13 protein-coding genes are annotated in these 11,818 nt (G+C 42.1%); 4 read left to right on the top strand and 9 right to left on the bottom strand.

Annotated features, from left to right (window positions below):
• The first annotated feature begins 91 nt into the window (after window positions 1-91).
• A complete protein-coding gene (locus tag ACEN9X_RS21185) occupies window positions 92-856 on the top strand; it encodes an SDR family NAD(P)-dependent oxidoreductase (protein ID WP_413667031.1) in 765 nt (254 codons plus the stop codon).
• A gap of 64 nt (window positions 857-920) precedes the next feature.
• On the opposite strand, the gene ACEN9X_RS21180 is transcribed toward ACEN9X_RS21185, so the two are convergent.
• From ACEN9X_RS21180 to ACEN9X_RS21165, 4 genes are all read right to left on the bottom strand, one after another.
• Window positions 921-2,657 (bottom strand): FKBP-type peptidyl-prolyl cis-trans isomerase N-terminal domain-containing protein, encoded by a 1,737-nt coding sequence (locus tag ACEN9X_RS21180; protein ID WP_413667030.1) that lies wholly within the window; start codon window positions 2,655-2,657, stop codon window positions 921-923.
• A gap of 239 nt (window positions 2,658-2,896) precedes the next feature.
• Window positions 2,897-3,598: a hypothetical protein gene (locus tag ACEN9X_RS21175; RefSeq protein WP_413667029.1), complete on the bottom strand. Its 702-nt coding sequence runs from the start codon at window positions 3,596-3,598 to the stop codon at window positions 2,897-2,899.
• Complete coding sequence (locus ACEN9X_RS21170) at window positions 3,599-4,120, bottom strand: hypothetical protein (protein WP_413667028.1); 522 nt, start codon at window positions 4,118-4,120, stop codon at window positions 3,599-3,601.
• Between the two features lie 67 nt (window positions 4,121-4,187).
• Complete coding sequence (locus tag ACEN9X_RS21165; protein ID WP_413667027.1) at window positions 4,188-4,928, bottom strand: intradiol ring-cleavage dioxygenase; 741 nt, start codon at window positions 4,926-4,928, stop codon at window positions 4,188-4,190.
• Window positions 4,929-5,147: 219 nt separating this feature from the next.
• Between ACEN9X_RS21165 and ACEN9X_RS21160 the strand changes: the two genes are divergently transcribed.
• Window positions 5,148-6,146, top strand: coding sequence for a beta-ketoacyl-ACP synthase III (locus tag ACEN9X_RS21160; protein ID WP_413667026.1), 999 nt, complete (start codon window positions 5,148-5,150; stop codon window positions 6,144-6,146).
• A 51-nt stretch (window positions 6,147-6,197) separates the two neighbouring features.
• Window positions 6,198-6,581, top strand: coding sequence for an acyl-CoA thioesterase (locus ACEN9X_RS21155; protein WP_091211131.1), 384 nt, complete (start codon window positions 6,198-6,200; stop codon window positions 6,579-6,581).
• A 77-nt stretch (window positions 6,582-6,658) separates the two neighbouring features.
• Here ACEN9X_RS21155 and ACEN9X_RS21150 read toward each other — a convergent pair whose 3' ends face one another.
• The 5 genes from ACEN9X_RS21150 to ACEN9X_RS21130 form a co-directional block, all read right to left on the bottom strand.
• Entirely contained in the window at window positions 6,659-7,519 is an 861-nt protein-coding gene (locus tag ACEN9X_RS21150) for a YitT family protein (RefSeq protein ID WP_413667025.1), read from the bottom strand.
• Between the two features lie 77 nt (window positions 7,520-7,596).
• A complete protein-coding gene (locus ACEN9X_RS21145) occupies window positions 7,597-8,853 on the bottom strand; it encodes an aspartate kinase (RefSeq protein WP_413667024.1) in 1,257 nt (418 codons plus the stop codon).
• Window positions 8,854-9,651: a DUF3298 domain-containing protein gene (locus ACEN9X_RS21140; RefSeq protein ID WP_413667023.1), complete on the bottom strand. Its 798-nt coding sequence runs from the start codon at window positions 9,649-9,651 to the stop codon at window positions 8,854-8,856.
• Window positions 9,652-9,662: 11 nt separating this feature from the next.
• Window positions 9,663-10,181 (bottom strand): N-acetyltransferase family protein, encoded by a 519-nt coding sequence (locus ACEN9X_RS21135; RefSeq protein ID WP_413667022.1) that lies wholly within the window; start codon window positions 10,179-10,181, stop codon window positions 9,663-9,665.
• Window positions 10,182-10,509: 328 nt separating this feature from the next.
• Window positions 10,510-11,199, bottom strand: a complete 690-nt coding sequence (locus tag ACEN9X_RS21130) for a YggS family pyridoxal phosphate-dependent enzyme (protein WP_413667021.1) — start codon at window positions 11,197-11,199, stop codon at window positions 10,510-10,512.
• A gap of 43 nt (window positions 11,200-11,242) precedes the next feature.
• Between ACEN9X_RS21130 and ACEN9X_RS21125 the strand changes: the two genes are divergently transcribed.
• The gene (locus tag ACEN9X_RS21125) at window positions 11,243-11,818 is read left to right on the top strand and encodes a DUF4296 domain-containing protein (protein WP_413667020.1); all 576 of its coding nucleotides are present in this window, start codon (window positions 11,243-11,245) and stop codon (window positions 11,816-11,818) included.

Below are 11,818 nucleotides of genomic sequence, written 5' to 3'. Positions count from 1 at the left end.
ACCCATTATTTGAATTTTGCAAATAATGGATTGATTTATTCAAACACCTGGCTTCTTGTCTGTTTTACTTTTGTATCAAAACAAAAAGAAAATGGAAAACAGAAATAAAATTGCGGTGGTAACCGGCGGCAGCCGTGGCTTAGGCAGGGACATGGCTTTAAGGCTTGCCGAAAAAGGAATAGATGTTATTATAACTTACAATACCAATGCGGAGGAAGCGGCAAAGGTGGTTAGCCTTGTAGAACAAAGCGGAGCCAAAGCAGCAGCATTGCAACTCAATACCGGAGTAATTAAAAGCTTTGATGCATTCACCGAAAAACTCCGTGAAATTTTGACAGATAAATTTGGCACCAATCATATCAACTTTTTAATTAACAATGCCGGGCAAGGTGGCTACAGCGCTATCCCTGATGTTACCGAGGAGTTTTTTGACGATTTGTTGAATGTGCACTTTAAAGGCGTATACTTTTTAACTCAAAAGCTGATCACGTTAATGGCAGATGGAGGTGGCATTGTTAACGTATCGTCCGGGTTGACGCGGGTATCGGTTCCACGTTCTTCGGCATATGCATCTATGAAAGGCGCGGTAGAAATTTTCACCCGTTACCTGGCTAAAGAACTTGGCGTAAGGGGTATCCGGGCCAATGTGGTTGCCCCCGGCGCTATCATGACTGATTTTGGCGGTGGCCATTTACGCAACAGCGAAGAAACACAAAAAATGGTAAGCAGCATAACTGCTTTAGGCAGGCCTGGCGTTGCGGAAGATATTGGCGGCGTGGTAGCCTTCCTTTGTACTGAAGATGCACGTTGGGTTAATGGTCAGAGCATAGAAGCTTCGGGAGGTATGGCTATTTAAATGGCAAGCATCCTGATTGAGAGGAGTTCATAAATCTACGAACTCCTCTCAATTACAACATCTTTTATTTCACTATATCAAGCAATTCTACTTCCCAAATATATGTAAAACCAGGTGTCTTAGATTCGCCATACCCGAGCTTAGCCGGAATAAACACCCTGTATTTACTGCCAACGCTCATCAATTTAAAACCCTCTGCCATACCTGGAACTACTTCGCTAACAATGCGCTCGGCCGGCGGACGCCAGTCGGTTACATCTTTAATTTCTTTACCAATTATAGTGGTCCACCGGGAACTGAATTTCACTTTGTCTGACGATAATGGTTTTGAACCTGTGCCCTGGCTAATTATTTCGTACTGTAAGCCGCTCTGCGTGGTAATAATGCCCGGCTTCTTGCTATTTTCGGCTAAAAACTTTTCGGCTTCCTCTTTTGGAGTTAATACTACGGGTGCAGGAGGGGGTACTGTAACAACAGGTTGTTGTTCCGGTTTTACAGGAGCAGATTTCACCTCTGAGCTGCCATAATTACCAGAACCCGTAATGGTTTCGCCGTTTGAAAGCTTACAGATAAATGTAAAACTATTGGATGATGTTTTAGTGAGCGTGCCACTTGAAGACCCCTCAGGCTTGTATTTACCGGCATCGAAAAAGGGTAAGATAAAATGTAATTCACAATTACCGCCCAAACCGTTTCCTATATTATAGGTTCCGCTACTGCCCTGGGGCATATTATAGATCCATACCGTTCTCTCGTCCGATTCCATTGATACAGACATACTACCACCATTACAGTCTTGATCTCGGGTTTTATATGTGCATTTCCCGGCGTATTTGATCCCCTTATAGGTAAATTCCCCGCTATTACCTTTTATCCCGGCTCTTGCACTACCGCTATTACTTGAATTTTGACTACCCTGGTTAGCTGTTTGACTGCCGGCCGCCGGGGCATTTTGCTTATTGCCCTGCGAGGGGCTGGAATTGGTGCTTTGCTGTTTTTCGCAAACGGGTTTTCCTGTATCAGTATAAACTAAATTCACCAGCTTCCATTTTTTGACAATATCACCGCTCATTTTGTGAACAAAACGGGTTATTTCACCTGGTTTGGTAACATGCTGGTCGCCAAACTGAACCTTTTCTTTATCATCCAGCAAATTAAACAGATAAGAAACTTCCTTATCATTGTTATTCTTCACTTCAAACCACATGTGTACCTGATAATTTAGGCCATAGCCCCGTTCTACCAAATACCTGTATTCTATATTAGGGTTACAATTATCTATATTGAAAGATTTCCAGCCTGACCATTGAAGAGAATTTTTGACCGGGGCCTGCTGCTGAGCCTGGCTTGGTTTTTCCTGTAAAGTAACGAGGTCGAACTGAAAATTATATCCGGGTTCAGGACAGCGTCTGTCCTGGGTTACCAATACTTCTGCAGATAGCGTAAGCTGTTTATTAGGTAAAATATCCACCCATTGTCCGTGCCAATTCTGAATGTTTGAAAAACTAATGTGGTAAATCTCACTTTCAATTCCATAATGGCCCTCATACCAACCACAGTCATTCCCGTTAAAAGTTAACGCCGCCCCCCTTAATCTAACCGCTTTATCACTGTTGCTGTTTTTTATAGTTCCGGTTACTCTGTAAACATCTAATGTGGCTTTACACTTTTCTTCGTATCGTGTACCTATTTTTTCATTGCCGTCATAGCTAATGGTGACGCCTTTTTCACTGTAGGGAAGCTGCCCAAAACAAAATGTTGTACTTAATAGTACAATAAACAAAACGGAAAACCTTTTCATTGCAGGAAGGGATTAAGTTATATTGGTTCCAGTAAATTTGTGGTAATTCCGCCATAAAAAAAATAACTAATTATAGCTATTTTTCAAATTTATTAAACCAAATACTTATTGATTAAGCCCTTGTTCAATGGGTTATTAATATTTGTAGTATTGACTGTATGGGGGTATATAAACAGCTTTCCTTCGATTTTGTGCTTACGACAATATCAATCTTTATATATTCACAAACGCCTCAAAAATCACTGCAACACTTCCAATATCACAATCACTGCATTATTACTTAACGCTTCCAGATCAGCTTCCTTTAATTGCCAGAGCGCCAAACCGTCACGCTCATGCATCAGGCGGCCCTGCAGTTCAAAAGCCCCGGCAAGCACAAATGCATAAAACAGCGAACTGCTGTTTTGAAGTTGATAAAGGGCATCTGCCCTACCACCAAATACGCCGATATGCAATCGAAACGGATACATTCCGCTGGTTGGGACCAGGTCAATCAGTTCGTTTGGCCTGCCTGCAAAATCAAACTTAAAAACCGCATCACGGTGCGGATTTATAATGCCATCATCCTGTAATTGCAAATAAATGTAATTGATCCAATCGCTTTTGTACAGATTGGTTGGTTCAAATCGCTCACCGGCAACCGCGTAGCCTACAAACACTTCTCCTACGTCAATCAAGCGGATGTCTCCATTTACTCTTTTTAACAGCACCTCCCCGGTAACCGGCATTAAAACAAACCAGCCGGAGTTGTTGACGGTCACATCAATGGAGCTGCCTCCCGCCAGCATTTCATCGTTCCATACCTCCAGCCGGCCAAAAGGCTTACGATACTCATTAAAATAGTTACCATAGTTAAAACTACTATAACGCCTTAAGGTTGGGCTTTTCGTGAAACCTCTTTGGTCGGCTAGGTGTATTTGTCCCGGTGAGATTTTTTCCATTTAATTGTAATATTGTAATGAACTTATATTTATATAAGGCTGCAATTGCATAAGGTTGGTTACTACACCATTATTTTCGACAGTTGATTGATTTTCGACCGATTGAGCGGATATAAGCAGGTAATTATCTATAGTATCATGCCACATTAACGGTTCGGAATAAAAATTAATAGCAACCTGGTGTTTATCCTTGTCATTAATATCCGAATTGATGATCTCCAGCTGAAACTTGCTGAAGGTAAGAAACCGCCTGCCAATATTATTTAAAATATCGGGCATAATGTTGTCAAGCTGCTGAATGTAACCAGTAACCGACGGTGTAACCATACCGGTTAAACGCCGGGCATTGGGCACATTTCGTAACAATTCGGCATAGGAAGTATGGTCCGTACCCCGACTAAAATTCTGGGCCTGCATTTTAAATTCAAGATAGGTACTTTCAAACACCAGCTTATCCCACTGTTTAACCGACCGGATATCGATGATTTTACGATAGCACAAAATGATCACACGTTTTTGCATATTACAGTTTTATAAAAACAAGACACCAACAATAGCCGGCGCCCTGTTACAAAACAAAAATGAAAATTTAAGCAGGCACGCTCAGGCTGATGGTTAATACGAAACCGGCGGTGGTGCTGCCGGTAACGGTAGCCAGTTCAAGGGTATAACCATCGCTAAACACACCGTCGTTGGCATTGTAGGTATAGCCGCTCATTCCTTTGCTGTAACCGCTAACGGCAGCCAATGCTGTACCTGTACCTTCAGGGAACGCAATTTGGGTTACTTTCAAGGACGTACCTGACGAGTTGTAAACATGCACATGGATATGCGTGGCCCTGCCGGTATACCAACCCGGGAATATAGAAGTAAAAGTTACGAGGCCATTTGAATCGGTAGTTTGCCTGCCGCGTAAAAAATGAACTGAAGTATAATTTGTTGATTGCGTACCGCTGCCACCATATTCAGAATAATTCCCTTCCGCATCGCAATGCCAGATATCAACCAATGCAGATGAAAGTGCGGCGCAGCTACTATTACTGTTTTTTATTGTAATGTTCACGGTAAGTTTATACCCTGTACGGCCATCGGTAATATCGCTTCTTACATATGATGCAGGCGAGTGTGTTGGGTAAGGCCCTTCTGTTTCTGTAGGAACAACGCTGCAGGTGCCAGAATCGGTTGAACCCGAAGTACTACCGGAAGATGAACTTCCTGAAGTGGTAGTCGTAGTTGTGGCTGTATCGGCATCTTTTTTGCAGGCTTCAACTAATACTGACGATGACACTGCGCCGATTACCAGGCTTTTTAAAAAGTTCTTTCTTTCCATTGTATGTTCTCCTTTTAAGTTTAATCTAAATCGTTGATCCAAAAGTAAAAGCAGCGACGATGGCATTGAAAGATGTGTCGTTTAGTTGCCTTTTTGTGTCGACAAATGGCAAACTATTGCAGTGCTCGGGGGCAAGATTGTATAATCATACAGTTGCATGACAAGTTAAAACGGGCAAAATTCCGTATCTTTGCGTGTTTTTTGAGATATCTAACATTTATGGCATTAAAAAGTAGCGCGGTTATTACCGGTATAGGCGGCTATGTTCCTGACAACATTTTAACTAACAGTGATTTAGAGAAAATGGTTGAAACTAACAGCGATTGGATAGTTTCACGCACAGGGATCAGGGAAAGAAGGATCCTTGCCGACCGAACACTGGCTACTTCAGATATGGCTGCCTTCGCAGTGAAAAATTTACTTGAAAATGCCAAAGTTGATCCTTCTGAAATTGACTGCGTTATTGTAGCGACTTCAACTCCCGACTATTTGCTTATTTCTACTGCCAGCATTGTTTGCGATAAATGCGGATTAAGCAACGCCTGGGCATCTGATGTTAATGCAGCCTGCAGCGGTTTCCTTTATGCCTTTACACTTGGCTCAAGCCTGGTTGAAAGCAATCGTTATAAAAAAGTAATAGTTATCGGTGCCGATCAAAACAGTGCTATTGTAAACTACGCCGACCGTAACACCTGTATTCTTTTTGGTGATGGCGCTGGTGCGGTATTGCTTGAACCATCTGCCGAAGATATTGGCGTTATTGACAGTGTGTTTAAAACAGACGGTCATGGCCGTGAACATTTATTTGTTCCGGGTGGTGGTTCCATGAACCCAGCATCAGAAGAAACCATCGATGGAAAACTCCATTACATACGCCAGGACGGCCGCGTAGTTTTCAAAGCTGCTATTAAGGGTATGACTGAAAGCTGCACATCTATACTGCAACGTAATAACCTCACCATAGATGATATTAACTGGCTTATCCCCCACCAGGCAAATTACCGTATTATCCACGCTGTGGGAGATGCTTTAGGTTTACCTGAAAGCCGCGTTAAAATCAATATCGACCGATATGGCAACACTACAGCGGCAACTATTCCGCTGGCGTTGTGGGATTACAAGGCAGATTTCAAAGAAAATGACAATGTAATCCTCACTGCCTTTGGTGCAGGCTTTTCATGGGGCGCCACTTACTTGAAGTGGGGCAAGCTGAGATAAGCCACCTCATCCCAACCCTCTCCTTTGGAGAGGGAGTTAAAATTCAACTCAATGACAACTGAAGAACGAATTAAAGACGCAGAATCCCGGATATTTAAAACCGTATTCCCGAGTGACACCAATCATTACGACACGCTTTTCGGCGGTTCGGCGATGGCCATGATGGATGAAGTAGCTTTTATTACCGCAACCCGCTTCACCCGTAAAAGGATGGTTACAGTATCTTCAGACAGGATCGACTTTAAACGCCCCATCCCTGCGGGAACCATTATTGAGCTTGTTGGCAGCATAGCCCACATCGGCAATACCAGCCTCAAAGTTTCGGTTGAAATTTATATCGAAGAAATGTACTCCTTTGTTCGTGAAAAGGCCATCACCGGTACTTTTACTTTTGTTGCTATTGATGAGCATAAACACCCGGTTAGCGTTTTATAAGCTAAAAGCCGAAGGCTTAAAGCATAAAAAACAACAAGAAATGCAAAAAAAGCTTTAAGCCCTCGGCTTTTAGCTTCTTAATGTAGTTTCTTGCGCTTTAATAAACCACCTGTTGTATCATCGATACTTTGCTGCACAATGAAAGCTTTGGGATCGATACGAAGGATTGTTTGTTTGAGAGACGGGATTTCCAGGCGGGTAGCTACCGTAAAAACAATATCACGGGGATCATTAACATGGCCATCTTTACCGTAACCGCTTTTGCCCTGATAAATGGTAACTCCGCGGCCAAGGGTAACTGTGATAGCCCTGCGAATAGCATCGCTTTTGGTTGAGATGACGGTAACACCCGAGTATTGTTCGATACCGTTCAGCAAAAAGTCGATCATTTTGGCGGCAGCCATATAGGTTAATATGGAATACATGGCCGGCTCAACACCCAATACCGATGCCGCTACCCCAAATATCAAAACATTAAGCAGCAAAATAAAATCGCTCACTTTAAGCAGTTGGGTCTTTTTACTTACCAGTACGGCAGCTATTTCAGTACCATCAAGCACCGCTCCACCACGCATGGCCAAGCCACTGCCTGTACCGATAAACACACCACCAAATACAGCAGTAAGCAATTTATCATGAGTAACGTCGGGAAAGCTAACCAGTGCGAGGCAAAGGGCTAATAAGGCTATTGCAATTGTGCTTTTTATCGCGAACCAAAGACCAAGCTTCCGGTAACCGATCCACAGGAAAGGAACATTGATTACGAAGATCAATATGGATATGGGTATGGAAGTTATATCAAATATCAGCATAGATACCCCGGTGGCACCTCCGTCAATAAAATGACTCGACAATAAAAAGCCTTTAAGACCAAAAGCCGCCGATAAAATCCCAAGTCCGATATTTGCTGAATCCCTGATGGTGTTGATTGCCTTCATGCCCAAATATAGCTTTTTGAGGCTAAAGGCGGGTATTTAAACACAGCCGAATGTTGATAAAGTGACTTTTTTGACTTTTACTTAACCACTACCTGTATCGTATTCCTGCTAATTTGTTCAAGCAAAATAGTTTTGCCTTCTGTTAACTCCTTAATGGTATTTATTCCATCATGACGTACTGTAATAAGTGTTAAGCCCTCATTGTACTTCACCTTAAAATCCTGTTTAAGACCATTCAGCAGCTTTTCAAAACGCTCTTCATTCAAATCAAAGCAAACCGAAAAACTCAATGCAGATGTTTGCATTACATTGACCTTAACATTATTCTGGGCAAATAGCCGAAAGACATCACTCAGGTGATCTTCGGTAATAAATGAATAGTCTTTACCCGATACCGACAACAATACCTGGTTTTGCTTAAGGATGATCACGGGCTTGGTAAACTGGTTATGCCCATCTTCTTTTATCACGGTACCGGCAGCCGAAGGATCAGTAAAGGGTTTTACTAATAACGGAATTTTAGCGTTTTGTAATGGCTTGATGGTTTTGGGATGAATAACGCTTGCACCATAATAGGTCATTTCGATGGCTTCGGTATAGGAAAGTTCATCAAATTTTACGGTATCGGCAAAATATCTCGGATCAGCATTCAGGATCCCCGGCACATCCTTCCATGCAGTAACCGACTCTGCACCCAAACAGGCTGCAAATATGGAAGCTGTATAATCAGAGCCCTCACGACCAAGCGTAGTTGTGAAATTTTCGGAAGTACCACCTAAAAAACCCTGTGTTACCACGATACCTTTTTCGAGCAAAGCAGGAATGTCTTTACCAATACTTACCTTTGTTTTATCCCATTCAACAATACCTTCGCGGTAAGTATTATCGGTGTGCACATACCCGCGCACATCAAGCCATCTGCTTTTCAGGCCGACATGGTTCAGGTAGGCGTTAACTATGCGCGTTGACACCAATTCACCTATAGATACGATCTGGTCGTATACAAAATCATAGCTATCGTGCGGTTCATCCTCAATGGCCCAGTCAATCTCCACGAAAGTATTGGCCACTTCATCAAATACCGGGTGACCGGGTTCAAACAATCCCTCTAATATGTTATAATGATATTCTTTGATCCCGTTAAAGATATCATGCATATCATCAGCCTGATCCATATAGGCTTTGGTAAGCTTTTCGAGCGCATTGGTAGTTTTGCCCATGGCCGATACCACGATGAGCAATTGTTGATCAGTATATTGTTTTACAACATTAGCAAGGTTGGTAACACCCGCGGCATCCTTAACCGATGCCCCTCCGAATTTAAAAACAAGCATTTATTTGATGAATTGACTTACAACCGAACCCGGCTGTACTAATGATTTGATCTGTGCGTAAGGAATAAATAATTCGGTAATGCCGGCCGCATATGGCTTTATCTCGTACTGGTTATACAAAAATTTGATACCAAGGGGCGTAATAGAAAAATTATCGTTAATGGCAAATTTATCGTCCTTGAAAAAGTAGTTATCCTTCAGCGATGCTGTGTCGCTTAGTTTTTCATTCTTCCTGAAGATCTTTTCGGCAACGGCAGTTAGTTTGTCGTGATACCCGATGATAAAAACATCATTAAGTTTGAGATTTTTACCGGCTTTGGTATCCCAGTTTATAAAAGTGACAGATGTGCCGCCATGAGCACCGCCAGTGTACGAGTAGCCACGCACTTCAAGTGTAGTTAAGCTCGAATCCTGGTGGATCACTTTAACAGAATCATCCAGCGTAAAAAACATTCCCGACCTCGGATCTGTCTTCTTAAAATCGTCATATGACTTCAGAAATTTTTTGGTCATCAGCTCCAGGCTGCTGTCCGCTTTACCATCCATGGCAAACATTAATGTAAGCTTATCAACTATAGTATCATTTAAAGCTTTAGCGCTGTCAAAAAACGGATAGTTAATTTTCACTACTGTACACCCGCTATCAGGCTTTGTACCGCAATCTGCTGCCCTTGCTTTTATTACTTTATAGGCATAGCGCAGGGTATCAAATGATTTTTCTTTAACCTTACTGGGAACTCCCCACTGGCACGATGATAAGCCCAATGCGATAAAAAACAACAAACACAGATTTTTCATAAGTATATGTTTTAGTAGTTTAATAACTGCTCCCTCGAAAGAGAGGCATTTAACCAGCCTGCCTCAATATTCGCGCCGTACTTGTTGTAAAAGTTAATTGCGGGTTCGTTCCAGTCGAGCACCTGCCAAACCATACCACTGAAACCTTTCTCTTTAGCTTCCTGGATCAAGCGGTCGAACAGTAGTTTGCCGATCTTTTTGCCGCGCATATCTTCGGTCACTATCAGGTCTTCCAAATACATGCGGCTGCCTTTCCAGGTTGAGTAGCGGATGTAGTATACCGCGAAACCAACAACCAGGCCATCAACTTCGGCAACAAAAGCCTTCCAAACAGGACTGGGGCCAAAACCGGCTTCTTCAAAATGCTGTAACGTAACGGTAACCTCTTCGGGTGCCTTTTCATACAAGGCAAGCTCATGTACCAACTCCATTAAGCGCGGGCAATCGGATTGAATAGCTTCTCTTATGATTAGCCCCCCTGCCCCCTGAAGGGGATGCTGACCTTCTATTTTATTTTCTGTATTGCTCATTTTATTATTTTGCCGTTGTTGGTGTTGTCACCAACAACTTCCTGTCTATTTAACAGGTGTTCAACTTTTTTAGGTGTGAACACTTGTAGTTATTTCAAAAACAAACCCAATTGATAATCAACCATTTAATTTTACAGATTATTACCCATTCAAACAAAATGAACACATACCAACTGATAATCAACCACTTAACTTTATGCAATTTTAAAAGTTGAACACCCGTTTTTTAAAAAGTTGAACACTTAAATTTCGCTTCAAAAAATAGGTTGTTGGTGGCAACACCAACGGCGGGCTAATTCTGAAAATTCATTAATTCTGAAAATTCTGATTAATTATTTTTCCAATGCTTAATCACCCTGCCGCCAAATATTGTGCTGCCTAATCTCACCATATTACTGCCCTGTTCAATGGCCAGCTTATAGTCTGATGACATGCCCATCGAAAGGATATCAAAACTTTCCTCTTTCCTGAAATAACTCACTTTTATGCCTTCAAAAAAAGTATTCAGTTCATAATACTCTTCTTTTATCTGTTTTTCATTATCGGTATTGGTAGCAATGCCCATCAATCCGCGAATGCGGATGTTTTTCATCGCGGCAAACTCTTCCGACCGCAGCAATTCTATCGCTTCATCAAAGCCCAGTCCGTATTTAGTCTCTTCGTCGGCAATGTAAATTTGCAGCAGGCAGTCTATTACCCTTCCGGCTTTTTCAGCATGCTTGTTGATCTCGTGCAAAAGCTTCAGGCTGTCAACAGATTGGATCATACTGACAAAAGGGGCAATATATTTTACCTTATTGGTTTGCAGGTGACCGATCAAATGCCATTCAATATCCTTGGGCAGCTGCTCATATTTTTCAACCATCTCCTGCACAATATTTTCACCAAAAAGGCGCTGTCCCGCGTCATAAGCTTCCTGCACATCGCTGGCAGGTTTTGTTTTTGATACCGCCAATAATATTACCTTATCTGCTTCCGTTTCCTTTTTTAAGCTTTTGATGTTATCTGCAATGCTCATTTATCCGTAAATTTGCTTAATTAATCAGCCGCTAAATTACTGAATGCATAAATATATAACCTTGTTTTTTTCTGCAGCACTTTTTTTATGTGCCTGCAATGGCAAAAGTGTTCCCGGAGACGTGCTTAAGCCGGAGGCTATGGCCGAGGTTTTAACTGAGATACACATCATCGATGGGAGCCTGTATAACACCATGCAGGCTCCGGATAGTTTGTACAAGTATGGTGCAGGCAAGTACATAGCTATGTTTCAACGCCTGCATACTGATACAGGCCGCTTTAACAAAAGCATGCGGTATTATGCCACACAACCTGATAAATTACTGGCCATTTATGACCAGGTAGATATTAAAATTAAAAATAAAACAGATTCGCTTGCTAAAGTACAAACCGAACAAAGTAAGGTTGCCCATAAAACCGACTCCCTGAAAAACTTAAATATTAAAACTAAAACAGATTCGGCAAAAAAACTGATCCCCCATGAAAACCCGGCAGCCCGCAGAGCGGATTCATTGGAAAATTTAAAAACTAAACTTAAAACCGATTCGGCAAGGAGATTTCATCCCCGCAAAAGCAAAGCACAGCGAAAAGCCGATTCGATAAGAAACCTAAAGACATAA

The sequence above is a fragment of the Mucilaginibacter sp. Mucisp86 genome (assembly GCF_047324315.1).
In the GTDB taxonomy this organism is placed as follows: domain Bacteria; phylum Bacteroidota; class Bacteroidia; order Sphingobacteriales; family Sphingobacteriaceae; genus Mucilaginibacter.
Note: the sequence above shows the minus strand (reverse complement) of the source record. Positions and strands in the feature narration are given on the sequence as shown.

Excerpts from the sequence above, each read along its gene's own strand:
- ACEN9X_RS21185 (WP_413667031.1), top strand. The coding sequence starts at position 92 with ATGGAAAACAGAAATAAAATTGCGGTGGTAACCGGCGGCAGCCGTGGC.
- ACEN9X_RS21180 (WP_413667030.1), bottom strand. The coding sequence starts at position 2,657 with ATGAAAAGGTTTTCCGTTTTGTTTATTGTACTATTAAGTACAACATTT.
- ACEN9X_RS21175 (WP_413667029.1), bottom strand. The coding sequence starts at position 3,598 with ATGGAAAAAATCTCACCGGGACAAATACACCTAGCCGACCAAAGAGGT.
- ACEN9X_RS21170 (WP_413667028.1), bottom strand. The coding sequence starts at position 4,120 with ATGCAAAAACGTGTGATCATTTTGTGCTATCGTAAAATCATCGATATC.
- ACEN9X_RS21165 (WP_413667027.1), bottom strand. The coding sequence starts at position 4,928 with ATGGAAAGAAAGAACTTTTTAAAAAGCCTGGTAATCGGCGCAGTGTCA.
- ACEN9X_RS21160 (WP_413667026.1), top strand. The coding sequence starts at position 5,148 with ATGGCATTAAAAAGTAGCGCGGTTATTACCGGTATAGGCGGCTATGTT.
- ACEN9X_RS21155 (WP_091211131.1), top strand. The coding sequence starts at position 6,198 with ATGACAACTGAAGAACGAATTAAAGACGCAGAATCCCGGATATTTAAA.
- ACEN9X_RS21150 (WP_413667025.1), bottom strand. The coding sequence starts at position 7,519 with ATGAAGGCAATCAACACCATCAGGGATTCAGCAAATATCGGACTTGGG.
- ACEN9X_RS21145 (WP_413667024.1), bottom strand. The coding sequence starts at position 8,853 with ATGCTTGTTTTTAAATTCGGAGGGGCATCGGTTAAGGATGCCGCGGGT.
- ACEN9X_RS21140 (WP_413667023.1), bottom strand. The coding sequence starts at position 9,651 with ATGAAAAATCTGTGTTTGTTGTTTTTTATCGCATTGGGCTTATCATCG.
- ACEN9X_RS21135 (WP_413667022.1), bottom strand. The coding sequence starts at position 10,181 with ATGAGCAATACAGAAAATAAAATAGAAGGTCAGCATCCCCTTCAGGGG.
- ACEN9X_RS21130 (WP_413667021.1), bottom strand. The coding sequence starts at position 11,199 with ATGAGCATTGCAGATAACATCAAAAGCTTAAAAAAGGAAACGGAAGCA.
- ACEN9X_RS21125 (WP_413667020.1), top strand. The coding sequence starts at position 11,243 with ATGCATAAATATATAACCTTGTTTTTTTCTGCAGCACTTTTTTTATGT.